20 protein-coding genes and 1 tRNA gene are annotated in these 20786 nt (G+C 38.3%); 5 read left to right on the plus strand and 16 right to left on the minus strand.

Features of this window, described 5'->3' with window-relative positions:
- The first annotated feature begins 132 nt into the window (after nt 1–132).
- Nucleotides 133–537 (plus strand): Cu(I)-responsive transcriptional regulator, encoded by a 405-nt coding sequence (gene cueR, locus GWI59_RS05165; RefSeq protein ID WP_072065100.1) that lies wholly within the window; start codon nt 133–135, stop codon nt 535–537.
- Here the strand turns inward: cueR and GWI59_RS05170 are convergent.
- The 5 genes from GWI59_RS05170 to tesA all read right to left on the minus strand — a co-directional run bounded on the left by GWI59_RS05170 (nt 497) and on the right by tesA (nt 4359).
- Nucleotides 497–988 carry an NfeD family protein gene (locus tag GWI59_RS05170; RefSeq protein ID WP_006533997.1) on the minus strand — a complete coding sequence of 164 codons (492 nt, stop codon included), beginning with the start codon at nt 986–988 and terminating at the stop codon, nt 497–499. The two genes, cueR and GWI59_RS05170, sit on opposite strands and share 41 nt — an antisense overlap.
- Nucleotides 989–990: 2 nt before the next feature.
- Complete coding sequence (locus GWI59_RS05175) at nt 991–1914, minus strand: SPFH domain-containing protein (protein WP_006533996.1); 924 nt, start codon at nt 1912–1914, stop codon at nt 991–993.
- Nucleotides 1915–1951: 37 nt separating this feature from the next.
- Complete coding sequence (locus tag GWI59_RS05180; protein ID WP_006533995.1) at nt 1952–2809, minus strand: co-chaperone YbbN; 858 nt, start codon at nt 2807–2809, stop codon at nt 1952–1954.
- An 84-nt stretch (nt 2810–2893) separates the two neighbouring features.
- Nucleotides 2894–3679 (minus strand): SDR family oxidoreductase, encoded by a 786-nt coding sequence (locus GWI59_RS05185; protein WP_006533994.1) that lies wholly within the window; start codon nt 3677–3679, stop codon nt 2894–2896.
- 50 nt (nt 3680–3729) lie between these two features.
- A complete protein-coding gene (gene tesA, locus GWI59_RS05190) occupies nt 3730–4359 on the minus strand; it encodes a multifunctional acyl-CoA thioesterase I/protease I/lysophospholipase L1 (protein WP_161669262.1) in 630 nt (209 codons plus the stop codon).
- Between tesA and ybbA the strand changes: the two genes are divergently transcribed.
- Complete coding sequence (ybbA, locus tag GWI59_RS05195) at nt 4330–5016, plus strand: putative ABC transporter ATP-binding protein YbbA (protein WP_006533992.1); 687 nt, start codon at nt 4330–4332, stop codon at nt 5014–5016. The genes tesA and ybbA overlap by 30 nt on opposite strands.
- Complete coding sequence (gene ybbP / locus GWI59_RS05200) at nt 5013–7454, plus strand: putative ABC transporter permease subunit YbbP (protein ID WP_115065579.1); 2442 nt, start codon at nt 5013–5015, stop codon at nt 7452–7454. The genes ybbA and ybbP overlap by 4 nt, the downstream gene beginning before the upstream one ends.
- Nucleotides 7455–7549: 95 nt before the next feature.
- On the opposite strand, the gene GWI59_RS05205 is transcribed toward ybbP, so the two are convergent.
- The 7 genes from GWI59_RS05205 to ppiB form a co-directional block, all read right to left on the minus strand.
- On the minus strand, nt 7550–9712 hold the full coding sequence (locus GWI59_RS05205; protein ID WP_161724161.1) for an ornithine decarboxylase: 2163 nt from the start codon (nt 9710–9712) through the stop codon (nt 7550–7552).
- 177 nt (nt 9713–9889) lie between these two features.
- Nucleotides 9890–10915: a mechanosensitive ion channel family protein gene (locus tag GWI59_RS05210; RefSeq protein ID WP_115065577.1), complete on the minus strand. Its 1026-nt coding sequence runs from the start codon at nt 10913–10915 to the stop codon at nt 9890–9892.
- Nucleotides 10916–10982: 67 nt separating this feature from the next.
- Complete coding sequence (locus tag GWI59_RS05215) at nt 10983–12242, minus strand: MFS transporter (RefSeq protein WP_072065093.1); 1260 nt, start codon at nt 12240–12242, stop codon at nt 10983–10985.
- Nucleotides 12243–12365: 123 nt separating this feature from the next.
- Complete coding sequence (gene purK, locus GWI59_RS05220) at nt 12366–13433, minus strand: 5-(carboxyamino)imidazole ribonucleotide synthase (protein ID WP_109400166.1); 1068 nt, start codon at nt 13431–13433, stop codon at nt 12366–12368.
- Nucleotides 13430–13951 (minus strand): 5-(carboxyamino)imidazole ribonucleotide mutase, encoded by a 522-nt coding sequence (gene purE, locus GWI59_RS05225; protein ID WP_109848333.1) that lies wholly within the window; start codon nt 13949–13951, stop codon nt 13430–13432. The genes purK and purE overlap by 4 nt, the downstream gene beginning before the upstream one ends.
- Before the next feature lie 134 nt (nt 13952–14085).
- Complete coding sequence (gene lpxH / locus GWI59_RS05230) at nt 14086–14808, minus strand: UDP-2,3-diacylglucosamine diphosphatase (RefSeq protein ID WP_109400164.1); 723 nt, start codon at nt 14806–14808, stop codon at nt 14086–14088.
- A gap of 12 nt (nt 14809–14820) precedes the next feature.
- A complete protein-coding gene (ppiB, locus tag GWI59_RS05235; protein WP_006533972.1) occupies nt 14821–15315 on the minus strand; it encodes a peptidylprolyl isomerase B in 495 nt (164 codons plus the stop codon).
- Between the two features lie 375 nt (nt 15316–15690).
- On the opposite strand from ppiB, the gene cysS reads away from it, so the two are divergent.
- Nucleotides 15691–17082, plus strand: coding sequence for a cysteine--tRNA ligase (gene cysS, locus GWI59_RS05240; RefSeq protein ID WP_072065089.1), 1392 nt, complete (start codon nt 15691–15693; stop codon nt 17080–17082).
- Nucleotides 17083–17159: 77 nt separating this feature from the next.
- Here the strand turns inward: cysS and GWI59_RS05245 are convergent, their stop codons facing one another.
- The 4 genes from GWI59_RS05245 to folD form a co-directional block, all read right to left on the minus strand.
- Nucleotides 17160–17603: a hypothetical protein gene (locus GWI59_RS05245; RefSeq protein ID WP_115065575.1), complete on the minus strand. Its 444-nt coding sequence runs from the start codon at nt 17601–17603 to the stop codon at nt 17160–17162.
- A gap of 237 nt (nt 17604–17840) precedes the next feature.
- Nucleotides 17841–18782 (minus strand): 1-phosphofructokinase, encoded by a 942-nt coding sequence (gene fruK / locus GWI59_RS05250; RefSeq protein ID WP_072065087.1) that lies wholly within the window; start codon nt 18780–18782, stop codon nt 17841–17843.
- A 650-nt stretch (nt 18783–19432) separates the two neighbouring features.
- A complete protein-coding gene (gene ybcJ / locus GWI59_RS05255; RefSeq protein WP_006533967.1) occupies nt 19433–19645 on the minus strand; it encodes a ribosome-associated protein YbcJ in 213 nt (70 codons plus the stop codon).
- A 3-nt stretch (nt 19646–19648) separates the two neighbouring features.
- Complete coding sequence (folD, locus tag GWI59_RS05260) at nt 19649–20521, minus strand: bifunctional methylenetetrahydrofolate dehydrogenase/methenyltetrahydrofolate cyclohydrolase FolD (protein ID WP_072065086.1); 873 nt, start codon at nt 20519–20521, stop codon at nt 19649–19651.
- A 192-nt stretch (nt 20522–20713) separates the two neighbouring features.
- Here folD and GWI59_RS05265 point away from each other — a divergent pair.
- Nucleotides 20714–20786, plus strand: a tRNA-Arg gene (locus GWI59_RS05265).

Genomic DNA, 20786 nt, shown 5'->3' on the forward strand with positions numbered 1-20786 from the left:
TTAGTTTATCTCCGAAATAAAAAGCGTTACCTCTATTATTGCTCAATATTCGGTAACTTGCTTTCTGTAAAGGTTTTTTCTTATCAAGATAAAGGCTAAACCTTTCCGCAAGGGGAAGGTCAAGGGGGAATTTTGAATATTAGTGAAATCGCCAGTAAAACAGGATTAACGGCTAAAGCTATTCGGTTTTATGAAGAAAAAGACTTGATAACCCCACCGGGAAGAGGTGAAAACGGCTATCGTTATTATCAAGCTCAACATATTGAAGAGTTAACATTATTGCGACAAGCGAGAGAGGTTGGTTTTAACTTAGAAGAGTGTCGCGCGTTGTTAATGCTATTAAGAAATCCTTCTCGCCATAGTTCTGATGTGAAAGAAGCCACCTTAAAAAAAGTGGCTGAAATTGAGAAAACAATTAATGAGCTCAATGACATTCGCCAACGATTACTTTTGTTAGCCAGCGAGTGTCCCGGAGATGAAGGAGCCGATTGCCCTATCATCGATCATTTGTCAGGGTGTTGTCATCACCAGAAATAGTCTGTTTAAGCGCAGTCACTTGTAAGGTAATACCATCAATTGCGGTTACTGTTACCTTATCGCCGGCAAGTAATGGCGTGTTTGAATAAACACGCCAACTGCCATCAGCTAATTTTACGCGACTAAAACCATTTTCAGTATCTGATAATAAAACCGCATGAATACCAATCAGTTGATGCGTTTTCTGATTTAAGTTTTCAGCTTCTTTTGATAGTTTTCTGCGTTTAAGCCAAAGGTGCCAAAGTACAGCACTAATTACCGTTAATATCGCAAATAAAATACCTTGAATAGGCCAGCTAATAGGCAATATCCATGTGATCAACGATACACACAGAGCCGCCATTCCTGACCATAAAAGGTATCCCGCTGTTCCTAACATTTCTGTAATTAACAGCAAGCCACCAAGACAAAGCCAGAAAAGTGCAGGTTGAGCACTAATCCATTCAATCATAATTAATTGCTCTTGTTGCCAGAGTCACTTTTTTTGGTATTGAGTAATTCAGAAATACCACCAATCGCACCCATAAGATTACTTGCTTCTAATGGCATCATAATAACTTTACTGTTATTAGCTGAACCAATTTGAGACAATGCATCCGTATATTTTTGAGCAACAAAGTAGTTAATTGCTTGCATATCACCTTTTGCAATGGCCTCAGATACCATTTGTGTTGCCTTAGCTTCTGCTTCTGCTGCACGTTCTCGAGCTTCTGCTTGTAAGAATGCAGATTGACGCTCTCCTTCAGCCTTCAGTATTTGTCCTTGTTTCTCACCTTCTGCTTTTAAGATTGCCGCTTGACGAATACCTTCAGCTTCAAGAATATCGGCACGTTTAGTTCGTTCAGCTTTCATCTGCGCATTCATTGCAGAAATCAATTCTTTTGGTGGGCGAACATCACGAATTTCAATACGGGTAATTTTGATACCCCAAGGGTTTGTTGCATCATCCACAATTAGTAAAAGGCGACTGTTGATTTGGTCACGCTGAGAAAGAATTTCATCAAGTTCCATTGAGCCTAATACTGTACGGATATTCGTCAGTGTTAAGTTGATAATTGCAAGTTCAAGATTATTAACTTCATACGCGGCTTTTACAGGGTCGATGACTTGAATAAAGCAGACCGCATCAATGCTGACGTTGGCGTTATCACGAGAAATAACTTCCTGAGACGGAATATCAAGAACCTGTTCCATCATATTGATACGGCGACCAATACGATCAACAAATGGTACGAGAATTTGAAGCCCTGGCGCGAGGGTTCGAGTGTAACGACCAAAACGTTCGACAGTCCACTGGTAACCTTGTGGAACGGTTTTAACACCACATAAAACTAAAATAATAGCGAATAAGATGATAATACCAATGACTATTTCCATATACCTGTCCTAAGTCTGCTTTAATAAGAAAATAAAATTAATAAAGTAAAGAATACACCATACGACGATATTTAGACGCTAAATTATCATTAGTACCTAAGGCTGATAGAATATCCATCAGGGTTTTCTTAACTTGCCCATCACCAGCATTGAGATCTTTTTTGATAAAGCTAAATAGCAACTCTAGTGCCTCTTCATTACGAGCAACTTCATGTAATTTCAGTGCGAGTTGAATAGCAAGATCGGTATTTTCAGGTTGTTGATTAAAATCGTTCTGTAATTGTTGAATTTCAGGCGTATCAGCAGCCTGTTTTTGTAATTCAATTTGCGCTAACAAACTATGATAGTAACTATCTTGATCTTGTAATGGGATAGTAATTAACAGAGTTTGAGCTTCTTCATTTTTATTTAAAGAAATTAATGCGCCTGCTAGCGCGAGCGTAATTTCACTGTTTTTAGGAGCGAGTTGATGAGCTTCTTTTAACAGAGGTAAAGCTTCTTCGGTTTTTCCTTCTGAAAGTAATTGCGAGGCTTGTGCCGCTTTTAATTCTTCTGGTTTGGGTAATACATTGGCTAACACTTGGCGAATTGCTTCTTCAGGTTGAGGGCCTTGAAAGCCATCAACTGGGCGACCTTCTTGCAAAATATAAACAGTTGGAATAGCACGTAAACCAAATTGTGAGGCAATCATTTGTTCAACATCACAATCCAATTTTGCCAAAATAAATTGATCAGCAAATTCAGCTGCCAGTTTATCTAATGTTGCGCCAAGCTCTGCACAATGAGGACTACGTTCTGAATAGAAATACATCATGACTGGTTTAGTCATAGATTGTTCTATAATTTGTTGAATATTTGATTCATTTACATCAACAATATGTGCAGTTGCTAACATTAACTTGCCCCTTTTTGAGAGTTTTAAATATAGATGCGATTTATAACGCTATTTTATTAATAAGTAAGGGTAGATCCTGAAAAATCAAGCCTTGCCACTTTGGCGACTGAGAATAACATCCATTAAAGCATCAGGTAGAAAACGTTTTAATATTCTGACTGCGTAAGTCAATAAGGTTACGGGATAACGTATCTTAGGTTTTGGACTTTCTAAAGCATGAATAAGCTTTTTCACAACATCTTCAGGCGTTAATGTGAAACGACTCGCAATCCCCGGATTTTTTACAGGTTTATCTTTTTCGGCTTGAGCGACATTTTCAGTGAAACATGTTCTTATTGGACCTGGCTCTATTAAACTTACTTTAATACCTGTATGCGCAATTTCCATTCTTAGCGCATCAGACCATGCTTCTACTGCATATTTACTGGCTGCGTAAGCACCTCGACCAGCTGTTGAGATAATCCCCATAACAGAGCTGGTTTGAATAATTCTTCCTTCACCATGAGGCAACATTGCTGGCAGAAGTAATGTAGTAAGCTGATGTAAACCAAAAAAGTTAGTAGAAAACTGTTTTTCCATTTGTTGGCGGGTAATGGCATCTAATGAGCCATAAACACCAAATCCACCATTATTAAATAATCCATATAAACGACCGTTTGTTAGACGAATAACTTCTAATGCCGCATTTTCAACACTTTTTGGATCATCAAGATCAAGATAAATAGGCTCTAATCCCAGTGTTTCCATGCGTTTAAGATCTTCATCTTTACGGCAAGCAGCAAGAACTCGATAACCTCTTTTCTTTAGTGATTTTGCCGCGCAGAGTCCTATTCCACTGGAACTTCCTGTAATCAATACCGTCTTTTGCATAATTTTACAATTAATCTCGTTTAATCTACGTCAACTACTGTCAGAATAGTCTAACGTGTTAAGTAAGGGGATAAGGTTTTATCCATCCATTGCGCAATAAAAGGCTGAGCATCTTCATTGGGATGTATACTGTCGTTTTGCATCCACTCAGGCTTATCTGCTATTTGCTCCATATAAAAAGGAAGCAGAGGGATCGCATTCTCTTCTGCAAGTTTAGGATAAATTGCTGAAAATGATTGTGTATAGCGTTTCCCGTAATTAGGTGAAATCATAATTTGCATAAAAAGTGGGGTTGCGCCCGATGCTTTAACTTGTGTAATGATGTTTTGTAGCGCGTCTTTTGTTTGTGCAACAGGGTATCCCTGTAAGCCATCATTTGCACCTAATTCAATCAAAACCCAGCGTGGTTGATGCTGTTTTAATAAATCAGGAAGCCTATTTTGTCCCTGAAAGGCAGTTTCACCACTAATGCTTGCATTAACAACATTAATTTCAGGGTAGGTTGTTTTCCATTTATCAGCAAGGCGTTGTGGCCATGCACTTTCTATCGGAAGACGATATCCTGCACTCAAGCTGTCACCAAAGATTAAAAAGGTATCAGCAGCAACCGCCTTAAAGCTAAACATCATCATAACGATAAGGAAAAATGTATGTCGACGGAAAAGGTTCTTGAAGTTCATCAGTTAACCAAACAAGTAGGAGAAGGTGATAGTCAGATCTCTATATTGCAGGGTGTTGAGTTAGTTGTCGAGTCCGCACAGACAATTGCTTTAATTGGTGAATCAGGATCGGGCAAATCGACTCTGCTAGGGATCATTGCTGGATTAGATGATGGTAGCACTGGCAGTGTGAAATTAATGGGAGAAGATCTCACAAAAATGAATGAAGAAGAACGTGCTAAGTTGCGAGCTCAACATGTTGGGTTTGTTTTTCAATCATTTATGTTAATTCCGACATTGAATGCGCTCGAAAATGTGCAGTTGCCCGCATTATTAAAAGGCGAGTCAGAAAAGCATAGTTATGCGCGTGCAGTTGATTTACTAAAGCAGTTAGGATTAGGCGAACGTTTATACCATATGCCAGCGCAACTTTCTGGCGGTGAGCAACAACGCGTTGCATTAGCAAGAGCATTTTGTACTCAGCCTGCTATTCTTTTTGCGGATGAGCCAACAGGAAATCTTGACCGCAAAACCGGCGATAAAATTGCTGACTTGTTGTTCTCTCTTAACCGAGATTATGCAACAACATTGATTTTAGTGACTCATGACAATGAGCTAGCTGCTCGTTGCCAAAGACGATTACGATTAGTAGATGGACAACTTAAGGAGGAGTCATGATTTGGCGTTGGTTTTGGCGTGAATGGCGTTCTCCTGCACTATTAATTGTTTGGCTTTCTTTAGCGCTTGCGGTTGCTTGTGTGCTTGCTTTAGGGCGTATAGGTGATCGAATAGATAAAAGCATTTACGCTCAAAGTCGTGATTTAATTGCGGGCGATTTAGTCTTACGTGCGTCTTATCCTGTTGATGAAAACTGGCTTACAGAGGCGAAAAAAGACGGGTTAACGCTCAGTCGCCAAATGCAATTTACCACGATGTCTTATGCGCCTGAAGGCGATACACCACAACTTGCGTTGGTGAAAGCCGCAGACAAATTATATCCACTGTATGGTGAGCTAGAAACGGAGCCAGCAGGGTTAAAACCGGAAAAAGGAACTGCGCTTGTTGATGCTAGATTACTAGAATTACTTGATATAAAAGTCGGCGATAAAATTGATGTAGGTGATGCATCCTTTACGATTAGTGGTGTATTAATTCAAGAGCCAGACAGTGGGTTTAATCCTTTTCAAATAGCCCCCCGTATTTTAATTAATCTTGATGATGTTGAAGCAACAGGAGCAGTACAACCCGGGAGCCGCCTAACTTATCGCTATATGTTTGCTGGTAATGAGTCCGTGATTGATAGCTATCAGCAACGTTTCGACCCGTTATTAAAACCCGATCAGCGTTGGAATAGTTTAAAACAAGACAGTGGTGCGCTTTCACAATCAATGGAGCGTGCGAAAAACTTTCTTTTGCTTTCAGCTCTATTAACGTTATTGCTTGCTATATCGGCCGTTGCGGTTTCCATGGCTCATTATTGTCGTAGTCGTCATACTTTAATTGCGGTATTAAAAACATTAGGGGCAGATAAGCGTGCATTAAGAAAATGGATCATTGGGCAATGGGGCGTGATTTTGATTGGCGCTATTATTGTTGGTTCATTCGTAGGACTTATTTTCGAAACGATATTGCTACAAATTTTAGCGCCTGTGTTACCGAAAAGTTTACCCGACGCAAGTTTTTTACCGTGGGGATGGTCTGTAGGCTCTTTACTGCTAATTGCATTATTAACGGGGATAAGGCCTTACTATCAATTGATGGCAACACAACCTTCCCGTGTATTAAGAAGTGATACTACGGCACCTATATGGCCTCTTCGTTATTATTTACCGATAGTAGGCTTAATTGTTGTCGGTGCCTTAACGCTTTTTGCCGGAACAGGCGTTTTACTCTGGTCAATTCTATTTGGTGTTGTTGTTATTGCCTTTTTACTTGGAATAATTGGTTGGCTAGGACTATGGATATTAAAGCAGTTTAAATTCCGTCAACTTAGTGCGCGCTTAGCAGTTACTCGTTTATTACGACAACCTTTTCAAACGATGACTCAGCTTGCGGCTTTCGCGCTTTCATTTATGTTGTTAACGCTGTTAGTCCTTATTCAAGGGGATTTACTCGATAAATGGCAAAAACAATTACCAGAAGATAGCCCTAATTATTTTCTCATCAATATGTCTGCGCCTCAAGTTCAAGAAATTAATGCTTTATTGGCAAAACATAATGTTGAGCCTACAGATGCATTCCCTGTGGTGTTAGCGCGTTTAACACAAATTAATGAGCATAATGCTAAAGAGTGGGCAGATAAACGTGATGCAGGTAATAACACCGTTCGTCGAGAGCTTAACTTAACGTGGCATAGCGAATTGCCAAAAGATAACGTAATTGTTGAGGGAACATGGCCTCCTGAGGGGAATGGGGTTTCTCTCGATCAAGGTGTTGCAGAACAACTCGAGATTAAATTGGGTGATGAATTAACCTTTGTCGGTGATACTCGTGAATTTAAATCCATCGTTACAAGTATTCGTCATGTTGATTGGGAAAATATGCGCCCTAATTTCTTCTTTATTTTCTCTGAAGAAGGGTTGAGTAATCAGCCAGAAAAATGGATGAGTAGCTTTTACTACAATGGTGAGGGCGGGTTAATTACGGCACTTAATCGGCAATTTCCAACGGTAAGCGTGTTAGATACAGGTGCATTAATTCAGCAAGTTCAACAAATTTTACAGCAAGTCAGCCGAGCATTAGAAATTATGGTTGGATTGGTCATGATCTGTGGTGCGTTATTGTTAGTTGCTCAAATTCAGGTAGGAATGACACAACGACGCATTGAGCTGGTGGTTTATCGCACTCTGGGAGCGGGTAAATCATTATTACGACGCACACTTTGGGCTGAATTTGCATTATTAGGTTTAATGGCGGGTTTCGCCGCAGCGATTGGTGCAGAAGTCGCATTAAGCTTATTACAAATATCCGTGTTTAAGTTCCCGTGGCAACCACAATGGGGAATGTGGATCACTGTACCTATTGTTGCGGCATTATTACTTTCATTATGTGGCAGTATCTTAGGCGTTAGGTTGTTGCAAGATAAAGGTCAATATCGACGGATACAAGGCGAATAGTTGAAATAAAATAAGGCTTATAAACAAAGTTAAATAAAAATGCTGATGTCAGTTCAATTAAACATCAGCATTTTTTATGGGGAAAGATAAGACTATTATTCTTTTATAACATAAGCATAAATTTGCTTACTGCCATCTTCTTCATCATAAATATAGACCCCTTGAAGTTCAGTTGAAAAGCCTGGAAGCTGATTAATCGAGGCTTCAAGTGCCTGAAAATAACGTAAAACAGCACCTCCCCAAATTTCACCGGGTACAGCACATAAAACACCTGGCGGATAAGGTAAAGCACCTTCAGCAGCAATGCGTCCTGATAATTTATTTAAAGGTAAAAATTCAACATTACCACGAACAAACTCAATATTAGCTTGTTGCGGACTTAATGCTCGTTTAGGAAAGTGACTCTTTCTAAACATCTGTTTTTGCAGTAATTTGATATTGTATCTGACACAAATATCATGCATTTCCTGACAGAGTTGTCGTAATGTATACCCCTGATAACGAGATGGATAGCGACGACATACAGAAGGCAAGATTTGTTCTAATGGCACATCTTCAACTAAGTGTTTTTCAAATTGAACAATCAAAGAGATTAAGCGATCAAACTTTGCTTGATGTTCTGCGGGAGTCAGCAAAAATAAGATTGAATTGAGATCGCTTTTTTCAGGGATAACGCCGTGCTCACGTAGATAATTTGCCAAAATAGAGGCTGGTACACCAAAAGATCCATATTCCCCTGTATGAGGATCGATACCCGGCGTTGTAAGCATTAATTTGCAAGGATCAACAAAGTATTGATTGGTTGTGTAACCTTCAAATGAGTGCCAATTATCATTAGGAATAAAATTAAAAAAACGCTGATCGTGGGCGATTTCATCTGTGTCGTGGTCTTGCCAAGCAACTCCATCAACCACTTCAGGAATAAATGGCTTAATAAACTGGCACTGCTTTAGTAATGATTTACGGGCTTCAATGCCTTGCTTTACGCAACTCATCCACATCGCTTCACCACTTTTGCCTGAGTGCATTTTTGCATTGACATCAAGAGCGGCAAAAAGGGGATAAAATGGGCTGGTGGATGCATGCATCATAAAAGCATTATTCATACGTTTATGATTAACATAACGAGATTGCCCTTTAAGATGGGCATCTTTTTTATGTATCTGTGAGGTTTGTGAAAATCCCGCTAACTGCTTATGAACAGATTGAGTAACGAGAATACCAGGATCGTCTTCATTCAGTGTTAGTAACAAAGGTGAACACTGTTTCATCATTGGAATGAATTGTTCATAACCCACCCATGCAGAATCAAATAAAATATAATCACAAAGATGACCAATTTTATCGACAACTTGCCTCGCGTTATAAATTGTACCGTCATAAGTGCCTAGTTGAATAACAGCTAAACGGAAAGGGCGTTTATCGAATTGACGTTCTGGCGCAATTTCTGCAATTTGTTGGCGTAAATAGTGTTCTTCAAAGCAATGAGCATCAATACCACCAATAAAGCCAAAGGGATTACGAGCTGTTTCTAAATAGACAGGTGTTGCTCCTGCTTGAATTAGTGCACCATGATGATTGGATTTATGATTATTTCTATCAAATAACACTAAATCATTTGGTGCCAATAAAGCATTTAAGGCAACTTTATTAGAAGATGAGGTTCCATTTAAAACAAAATAGGTTTTATCGGCATTAAATACTTGCGCTGCAAAAGTTTGGGCATCATAAGGCGCACCTTCATGAATAAGCAAATCACCCATTTCGACATCAGCATTACAGAGATCAGCACGAAATAGATTCGCACCAAAATATTGATAAAATTGTTCGCCAGCAGGATGACGACGGAAAAACTCTCCGCCTTGATGTCCAGGGCAATCAAAAGCGATGTTCTTTTCGGCAACATAATTCACTAAGCGTGAAAAAAATGGTGTGGTCAGACTCTCTTCATATTGCTGTGCCGCTTTATTAATTAACGTGCTATTTTTTTGATGTGCATTTTTATCTGTAATCACAATCCCTGAAACTTGATTAAGCAATTCAGCACTGATTGCATCATTAATATTAACTGCAATAAATACGGGAAGTTGAAACCCTGTTTGATGAATGCGATCTAATTGGCCAGACTCAATATCTGACAATGACAACACTACTACTGATATTTGCGTTAAATTTGCATCAACAATATCAACAATCGGACGTTCAGAATAAAAATAGTGTGAAAGAGTAGGGTGACACGCCAACTTCATTTTTTTCATTATACTCGCATTTGTATCAATAGAAGAATTGGCGATCAATATACTTGGTTGTGAATATGATTGAAATAAATTAAAGCAATAAGGTTGATTGTTTTATGCATAATAAATGCATAGTTTACCGTTATTGGTGATTGATAAATGGATAAGTTTATCAGAGGCTAAACTTATCCATTTTTATTATTGTGGGATAGAAGACGATTTTTCGATATAAATTGTTTGAGACGGAAAGGCAAAGTCAGCACCATGTTTATGCACAATCTCAATCATCTTTAAATAGACTTCTTGTTGAGCTTCAAGCCACTGTGCCCATATGGTTGTTTTGGTAAAACAATACACCATGATATTGAGTGAAGAGTCTGCGAATTGATTAAAATAGACTAACAAGGTTTGTTGCGTATCAATTTTGTCATTTTGCATTAGCATGGTGCGGATATCTTCAACAATTACGCCAATTTTATCAGAGTCTTCGTAACGTAAACCGAGTTCAGTTTCAATACGTCGATTAGTCATTCGCCCCGGATTTTCTACACTAATAGATGAAAAAATAGAGTTGGGAATATAAAGCGGTCGATGATCAAAAGTAATGATTTTGGTAATACGCCAACCAATTTCGACTACAGTGCCTTCAATATTACGATCAGGTGAGCGTACCCAATCACCAATATTAAAAGGACGATCGAAATAGAGCATGACACCAGAGAAAAGATTACTTAATACATCTTTACTTGCCATGCCAATGGCAATGCCACCTAACCCTCCAAATGTCATTAAGCCGGATAAGCTCATGCCAAAATGCTCACCGAACAATAAAATGATAATAACAAATAGAGTGATTTTGAATATGCGAGAAATAATACGAGCAGAAGTAGGATCACTGCCTTTTTTAATTTGAGCTTTTTCTAGCCGATTAATCAGTAAGAAAAATTTTCTCATTAAAATTAATGCAATACCAATATAGGTAAAGAAATTAATCATCCTAAAAGAGATAAAATGGAGATTAAAATCAACCACAGCCATTTCACAATATTGGCTTAAGATAATCACTAAACTACAAAGAAAAATAGCTTGGCTGATATGAACAATAATATTTCTGTGGCGTTTTTTCTTTTTATCATGAAAAAGAGATACGATGATAAAGCCAACCAAACAGGCTAAAGCGATGCTAACACCTATTGAGTATTTTATTATTAATGCATCATTCATCAGCTTAACGTCTCCTTAGAAAATGCGTTTTTATAATATGAAACTCGTTATCTTGCTTATTTAAGGGTTACTTTTCTTGCTCACTCGCATGCTGAAATTTAGGATAAACCGGTGGTTTCATAAATAGAGTGACTATTAAAATCAGTAAAACAGGTAGGGTTAAAATCAAGAATGCCGGTGTAAAGCTACCTGAAATATCTTTGATTGCCCCAGCAAAAAAGGGTGCTAAACAAGCTAGTGTTGAAATTAAATTCATTACAGAAAATAGCTCAAGATAAGGGGTACGACCAAAATAGTTAGCAAGCAATATACTTGATGCTAAGAACGTCATGCCATAACCAATACCGACACAAACCGTAAATAAGATCAGGTAAATCCAAGAATTAGCCATACTTAGTGCGAGCAAGCCGATGATAATAATACTTAAGCTTGCGATAAGTAATTTTTTAGGTTCTAACCATTCACCAATAGCCCCACCCGCTAAGCGCGAGAACGCATTGATAAATGCCATACTACTTAATAGTGTTGCAGCAATAGTTTCACCAAAACCATTTTCAATAATATGTGCAACCGCAAAGCTATTGACTGTGATCCCACACCATAAAAAAGCCGTGTAAGTCGCAGCAATAACATAAAATTGCCATGTTCTTAAAGCATGACGAGCTGTCCAAATTTCTTTAGTTTGATAGATACGTTTTGTGGATTGAAGTTGGCTAATTTTTTTTGCATGTTCTTGCTCTTTACTCCCTTCACGTAAAAATAAAATAGTGAGAAGAGTCACAACGGTGAGAGTGATCGCGGAAATAAGCCAATGCATTCGCCATGTATGCCATAAATGGGTTGCTAAAAAGTAGATCCAAGGCCCGGCAACACCACCTAATCCACCAATGGTAAAATAGACACCAAAGGCAAAGGATTGTTTTTCAAATAAGCGGGAAATAACATAAGTACCGGGTACGGTAGCCAGTAGTGTAAAACCAACACCTAATAGTGCAGTACCAAGAAAATAACGCGCAATGGTGTATGTTTCGTAAAGAAAATAGAAACCACTGACAAAAATGCTCAACCCAATTAGTAGTGTAAGGCGAACACTTAATTTACGGATCAGTAAGGTAGGTAAAAAACTCGCAAGACCGCAGGTTAATCCTAATAACGTAAAACCAAGACCTGCTTGAGTCCAGTTCCACTCTAGCTCGTTTATCATACTAGGAAGAACAACACCTAAAGAGGTAAATGTGGTTGCGGTAGCTAAAAAATACACAAAGCCCAATAATATCAGCATACTCCATTGATAAACGGGCCCAAAAACCTGTTGCGTGACTTGCATCCTGACTCCATCAAACGGGTGCAGTAACCTGAATAATCAGGAGAAAATAGCGAATAACAGACCTTTTTATCTAAGGTCTGTTCGTTTAAAGGCTATTATTCTCTAACTTTATGAGTCGGACTGCTAGCTTAATTTTTCTAAAGCCCATTTGATAGGGAACTGATAGGCATCATCAAGCATTGAGCTTAATGATTTGAGTGTCTCTTTCAGTGGGTAATTATCGCGATGAACAAGATTGAGGTGCCCCACTTTGCGCACAGGGCGAACTTCTTTTTCATACCAATGTAAATGCACTAATGGCAATGAAAGCCATTGAGGATTGACATCAGTTCCGATCAAATTAACCATTACTGCGGGTTGGCAAACCTCAGGTTTTGGCATCGGTAAATCTAAAATTGCACGTAGGTGTAACTCAAACTGGCTAATTGAGGCGCCATTTTGTGTCCAATGGCCACTGTTATGAACACGAGGCGCTAATTCGTTGATAAGTAATTTATTACCAACGATAAAGCACTCCATCGCCATGACACCGATATAATTGAGCTTATTAAGGATGGCGGTCAGCATTTTTTCTGCTGATTGTTGCAGTTCTGATGCAGGTGTTGGTAATGCAACACTCATACGCAAAATGCCATCTTGATGAAGATTATGTGTTAAAGGATAAAATACACAATGACCGTTTCTATCTCTGGCTCCAACTAAGGACACTTCACCAGAAAAGGGAATACCTTGCTCAACAATGCATTCACCATAAATTTCAGCGGGTAATTGTTGCTCTTCACCAGGGTGAATGCGCCATTGACCACGACCGTCATAACCACCAACACGGCGCTTTACAATAATAAAATCACCCAGTTGAGCGAAAATATCAGGCCACTGTGTTGGTGATGTTAATGGTTGCCAAGGTGCCGTTGCTAAACCCAGTTCATCAAGAAGCTGTTTTTGAGGTAATCTATCAGCAAGTAATGGAAAAATATCACGGTTTACAAAGTTAGTATGACGTTCTAACTCTTTGGTGAGTGAAGTTTCAGGCCAGCGCTCAATTTCAGCTGTGATTATGCTTTTTTGATAGGGAACGGCTTCGGGCTCTGCATCTAATCCTACTGGATAAACCGCAATGCCTAAAGGTTCTCCTGCTTGTTTTAGCATTCGCCCTAATTGACCATTTCCCAGAACACAAACAGGCTTCATAGTGTCTCCCTTGGATCAGGGTTATTTAATACATCGTCAGTTTGTGCTGTGCGCCATGCTGTTAGTGCTTCAAAAATAGTAGGAGAGTGTAATGCTAAAATTTGAGCTGCTAATAAAGCCGCATTGGCAGCACCTGCTTTACCAATCGCTAATGTTCCCACGGGAATACCTTTCGGCATTTGTACAATAGAGTAAAGGCTATCAACACCACTTAATGCTGCACTTTGAACTGGAACACCTAATACAGGAACAAGTGTTTTTGCTGCGAGCATACCGGGTAAATGGGCTGCGCCGCCAGCACCTGCAATAATGACGTCAAAGCCATTATTTTTTGCCTGTTCTGCAAAGCTAAATAGCTTATCAGGGGTTCGATGCGCAGAAACAATCTCAACATGATAAGGAAGCTGTAGTGCGTCTAGTACATCAGCGGCATGAGACATGGTTGTCCAGTCACTTTTAGAGCCCATTACAATGGCGATACGAGCGGAAGAGGTATTTAGACCAACTTGAGAAGACATTACTTAACTGCTCCTGTAAGCATAAACGGATATAGCCTAATAAACTGAGGATGATAGTATCACGCTAACACATCAAGGAAAACGTTTGCGTAAAGAAAAAATAGCCTTTTTATGCAGAAAATAAGCAAAACAACTTAGAAGGGAAAATGAATAAGTTCTATTTTATCCGCAGTCACTTTAAACATAGAGCCTTCAGTATGCCAAGCACCTAATACACCACGATAATGTATTTTATCATCAATGTTGACAGTATGAATTGCGGGACGATGTGTATGACCGTGGATCATCCATTCTGTATTGAAATGTTTAAAAGTATCAATCACTGCCTGAGGGTTAACATCCATAATGGCATCTGATTTGTACTGATTTTCGTGTTGGCTACGCGAGCGCATTTTGTCAGCAATACGTAGTCGAATAAATAGAGGCAATAGTAAGAATAAGCGCTGAATAAATTTATTATGTACTTTTTTACGGTAACGTTGATACGCTTCATCATCTGTACAAAGTGTATCACCATGCAAAATTAAGATGCGATTTTTCTCAATTTCGAGCACTTTTTCTTGTGGAAGTAAGGTGATACCGCTTTCTTTGGCAAAACGAGAGCCAATTAAAAAATCACGATTTCCATGAATAAAATAGCAAGGCACTCCTGCATTTTTTAACGTCATCAGAGCTTGAGCAATTTGTTGATGTAAAGGATTAGGATCATCGTCACCTATCCAAAAATCAAAAAAATCACCTAAGATATAAAGTGCTTTTGCATGAATGGCTTGTTCTTTTAAAAAGCGAAGAAAACCGGCAGTGATTGCCGGTTCATGTTCACTTAAGTGCAGGTCTGCAATAAAAAGCGTACACATAAAGAGTGAGGCTTATTCGCTAACCGTTACACTTTTAATGACGATATCTTCACGAGGAACATCTTGGTGGAAACCGCTACGACCTGTGGAAACTGCTTTAATTTTATCAACAACGTCCATGCCTTCAACAACTTCAGCAAAGACACAATATCCCCAACCATTTGCGTTTTCAGCACGGAAGTTTAAGAAATCGTTGTCTGCAACGTTGATAAAAAATTGAGCAGTAGCAGAGTGTGGATCGTTCGTACGAGCCATTGCTAATGTGCCGCGGTTGTTTGCTAGGCCATTATTTGCTTCGTTTCTTACAGGTGCTTTGGTTGCTTTTTGGTTCATACCTGGTTCAAAACCACCACCTTGGATCATAAAACCATTGATGACACGGTGGAAAATAGTGTTATCGTAGAATCCTTCTTTACAGTAGTCTAAAAAATTTTCTACGGTTGCAGGTGCTTTGTCTGCAAATGTATTAATCACGATATCGCCGTAATTGGTATGAAAAGTAACCATATTCAGATCCTAATATAATTTTAGCTTTACCCAGATTTGGGCATAAACAACAGTCCCGTTTTTATATCACAGTTGCCTAATTTAGTCAGTATGCATCTTTTTCTTACGCTGTTTTTTCTTGCTAAATAAATCAGTAATAAAAGGAAAAAACACGTTTCGCTAAAATTTAGTCAAATAATAGAAGATTGATTATTCACTAGCGGCGATTGAGCAGTGAAAATAAGCGCTAAGCAGAGTAAGATAAAAACCCTAATCTTGAGTTTGCTTTGCCTTCAAGATCCAATATCCTAATTAATATCATGCTATAGTAGTTGTTATTTTCTTTTATATAAAAACGTAATAAACACGTACAGTTGAAAACGGGAACGTCCACTGATGCTAAAGATTTTTAATACTCTCACTCGCCAAAAAGAAGAATTTAAACCTATCCATGCAGGAAAAATAGGTATGTACGTGTGTGGCATCACTATTTATGACTTATGCCATATTGGCCATGGACGTACATTTGTGGCTTTTGATGCCATAACCCGTTATCTACGTTACTTAGGATATGATGTTAACTATGTTCGTAACGTAACGGATGTAGATGATAAAATCATCAAACGTGCGATTGAAAATAATGAAACATGTGAGCAATTAACCACGCGTATGTTAGCTGAAATGCACAAAGATTTTGATGCATTAAATATTGCTCGTCCTGATTCAGAGCCACGAGCAACACACCATATTGCTGAAATTATTGAATTAACAGAAGCGCTAATTAAACGTGGACATGCTTACGTTGCCGACAATGGTGATGTGATGTTTGCGATTGATACCGATCCTGATTATGGCTTACTTTCTCGTCAAGATTTAGAGCAACTACAAGCGGGGGCTCGAGTTGAGGTGGCTAACGTTAAACGCAATCCAATGGATTTCGTCTTATGGAAAATGTCTAAACCGGGTGAGCCAAGCTGGGAGTCGCCATGGGGAAAAGGTCGCCCTGGTTGGCATATCGAATGTTCTGCGATGAATAGTAAAGAGTTAGGACATCATTTTGATATTCATGGCGGTGGTTCAGACTTAATGTTCCCTCATCATGAAAATGAAATAGCGCAATCAACTTGTGCCCATGATGGTCCTTACGTTAATTACTGGATGCACTCTGGTATGGTGATGGTAGACAAAGAAAAAATGTCTAAGTCACTTAATAACTTTTTTACTATTCGTGATGTATTGGCTTATTACGATGCTGAAACAGTGCGTTATTTCTTATTATCAGGCCATTATCGTAGTCAACTTAACTACACTGAAGAAAACTTAAAACAGGCGCGTACTGCATTAGAACGCCTATATACTTCATTACGTGGCACAGATGAAAATGCACAACCGGTGGGTGGCGAAGCGTTTGAAGCACAATTTATTGACGCAATGAACGATGATTTCAATACACCTGAAGCTTATTCCGTTTTGTTTGATTTAGCGCGTGAGGTCAATCGTCTAAAAGCGGTTGATATGAATGCAGCGAATGGTTTAGCCGCAGTATTACGTAAACTTGCTAAAGTATTAGGTTTATTAGAGCAAGAGCCTGAGCATTTCTTACAAAGTGGTGCTAAAGCAGATGATGCCAGTGAAGTTGAAAAAATTGAATTATTAATTCAACAGCGTAACGATGCTCGTAAAAATAAAGATTGGGCAGCGGCTGATGTTGCTCGTGACGCATTAACAGCGATGGGGATTGTTTTAGAAGATGGTCCTCAAGGAACTGTTTGGCGTCGTAATAATTAATACGATAATTGAGTTTCGCGTTTAATATAAAAATATCGGATATTAAATATCCGATATTTTTTTGTCTGATGATTAATTCATTGACTCATAATACTGGTTTTTCTTTTGCTATCTTTTTGTTTATATTCAAAATAAGCAATTACATTTTCAGAGAAAAAGAGTCGATGTGTTAAGATCACGATAATAGAAAAAACAACAAAGCTAATTTCTGAGATATTCGTTAATGACATCGAAATACTAAGTATAAAAAAGAGCGAAATAGATAAGCATATCCATGATATTTTTAAAAAAGAGTAAGCATTTCTACTATTTTTAGCGAGTTTTATCCATGCCGTTACTTGCATGATCATCGTTATAATTAGACACAGCATGATGAACAGTCCCGCTAGCATTGTTTGGCCTCCACCCATTGCCATTGCTAATAAATAAATCGGTGCCCCTGCAACTAATATAAACAAACTAATACCTAAAAATAATACTGAAATAACTTGGATCCATAAAAGTATTATGGGCCTTTCCATAACTTCTCCTAAAAACAGAAATAAGTTTTTATTGATTTTAGAATATCTTTGTTAAATTTTATTAAAGTGAAGTTTATCGAATAAATAGAAAAAATAAAGTTTGATTTAATAATAAAAGATAATTAATCAATTAAAGAGATTCTATTTTTGATGTTTTATAGTAGAGCGTTAATCTATTTAATAGAAGAGTTGGTAATTCTACTTAATATTATTCAAATTACCACTGAGTATGATTACTTATAATTTTAGCGGAGTTAATTCTACTTCTGTCATCATTTTTGCTAATTGTTCGCGATCATGAATACCAACATTGGTTTGGCTCACAGCAAGCGCAGAAACGGCAGTCGCAAGACGTAAAGTATGTTCACTAGTTTGTCGCATCATTAAACCATAAATTAAACCACCAACCATAGAGTCTCCAGCTCCGACGGTACTTACGACATCACATTTAGGTGGTTTCGCCATCCATGCTCCAGACGCATTAACCCACATCGCACCTTGCTCGCCTAATGAAATGACAACATGGGCAATACCTTGCTGACGCAATGCTTCAGCCGCTTGCACAATATCAGAAAGCTTAGGTAAGGATCTACCCGCCCAAATTTCTAATTCATGATGATTAGGTTTAACAAGCCAAGGGGCAGCTTTTAACCCAGCGACAAAGGCATCTCGACTACTGTCAAAGATCAAACACATACATTCACTACGTAAGCGAGTCATCCATGTAGTGAAATCATTGAGATCAATGCTAGGAGGAACACTACCACTGACACAAATCATATCAAATTGACCCGCCCAACTTAGCGTATCGTTGACAAAGCGAGTCCAGTCTTGTTTAGTGATTTCAAAACCAGAAAAATTGAAGTCAGTTACTTTACCATTGGGTTCTGTGAGTTTGACGTTAATACGAGTACGACCTTCAACCATTTGAAAACGGTTAGCGATACCCGAGTCACTAAACTCTTTTTGGAATCCATCTTGGTTTTCTTTGCCTAAAAAGCCTCCAACAGTAACATCAACGCCAAGGCTTTTTAAAACCTTAGCCACATTGATGCCTTTACCCGCAGCATGGAAGCCTGCTGTTTTAACTCGATTAACTTCACCAAGTTCAATAGGAGCACTTAAACCTACAAGATCATATGCAGGGTTAAGTGTGATGGTTGCTACTCTGCGTTTCATGCTAGTTCCTTACCTTAAATAAAAGAACAGGCATCAATTTTTGCTGTAATTTAGCAAAAACAGAGATACCTTGAGTGGGTAAGCCGAGCATAAAATCTCCTGTTAGATAAAGGGCAAAAAGATGTAAATATTATAAAATAACAACTAAAATAGTATCATCAAGCTGAATCGTTTCAAATTATAATCTATAATTTAGTACAAACAATGTTCTTTTGCCTAATGAAAGTAGAAATAAATTAGATCTAAATCACATTTTAATGCATTTAAACATGAATAAACGGATAAAAGTATCAACAAAAAGGTTTGTTGCTGAAGTTTTACAGTAATGGTTAAAAAGTGTTATCTATATATAAAATAATAACTTATAGCATTTCTTTTTATCTATTTTTTTATAAAATGTACAATTTGCTGAACACCGAAAGAAGATTATAACTATAGACAAGCTTGAAAATGATGATCTAAATTTAAATATATTAAATTAAATTTTATTATTTTATTTTAATTCAATTGGTTATGTTATTTTCTTTTTTTTCATATGATTAAATAAGAAAAAAGAGGAAGAAAAAGTCTATTCAAGGTAAAAAAGGATTAAAAAGAAAAAAAGCGAGGCTAAGATAGCGACGCTTTTTCAATATTAATTGATTTGCTGATTATTTGCTGACGCTAACGGAAAACTCACCAAAGGTGACAACTTTTCCCGCAATAATTTTACAGCGTTTACGAGTTTCAACTTCACCGTCAACACTCACTAAACCTTCAGCAATAACACTTTTAGCAGAAGCTCCGCTTTCAGTCCAACCTTGAAGTTTTAATAAATCACAAAGCTCGACATAGTCGTGCCCATCTAATTGAAATGTTTCCATCGATTAATTATTTCCTGTTTCAGGGTCGTGGTATTCTTCGCATGCTTGCAAAGTATTTTGAATAAGTGTGGCGACTGTCATTGGACCTACACCACCAGGGACGGGAGAAATCCAGCCCGCACGTTGAGAGGCGGCTTCAAAATCAACATCCCCAACAACTTTACCACTTTCAAGACGGTTGATACCGACATCAATCACGATTGCACCTGGTTTAATCCACTCACCAGGAATAAAGTTAGGTTTACCTACCGCCACAACGACTAAATCCGCGTGCTCAACATGGAAACGTAGGTCTTTAGTAAAACGGTGGGTAACTGTAGTTGTACAACCTGCAAGTAATAGTTCTAAACTCATTGGGCGACCAACAATATTTGATGCGCCAATAATAACGGCATTTAAGCCATTCATTGGAATATTACAACGCTCTAGCAGTGTGACAATACCACGAGGTGTACAAGGGCGTAATTTAGGTGCTCGTTGGCATAAGCGGCCGATATTGTAAGGGTGAAAGCCATCGACATCTTTATCAGGATGGATGCGTTCTAAAACCTTAACATTATCAATTCCAGCAGGTAAAGGGAGTTGGACGAGGATACCATCAATGGTACTGTCTTTATTAAGTTGGTCGATCAGATTTAATAAATCAGCTTCACTGGTAGTATCTGGTAAATCATAAGAGCGAGAAATAAATCCGACTTCTTCACAAGCGCGACGTTTACTTCCAACATAAATCTGTGATGCAGGGTTATCTCCCACTAAAATAACCGCTAAACCAGGCGCTCGTTTTCCGGCATTAATACGTTGTTTTACTTTTTCTGCAACTTCGCTTCTGATGGTCTGCGCAATCGATTTCCCATCTATAATTCTTGCTGACATCTATACATCCAAATTATTCAATTACGGTATTGGTCTATTTTGTCAGATCAAGAGCAATCTGTCAGTCGAATACTTGCCATATTTTGACCATATAGTTTGATATCGTTGAAAAATCGTTGACTCTCAGAATGTTGAACGTATAATTCACATCCGTTATCAGAGTAGTCTTGCTAACGTCTAAAGTTCTTCTAGGCGCCCTTAGCTCAGTTGGATAGAGCAACGGCCTTCTAAGCCGTAGGTCACAGGTTCGAATCCTGTAGGGCGT

Origin of the sequence: Proteus sp. G2673 (assembly GCF_009915125.1) — a bacterium.
In the GTDB taxonomy this organism is placed as follows: Bacteria; Pseudomonadota; Gammaproteobacteria; order Enterobacterales; family Enterobacteriaceae; genus Proteus; species Proteus penneri.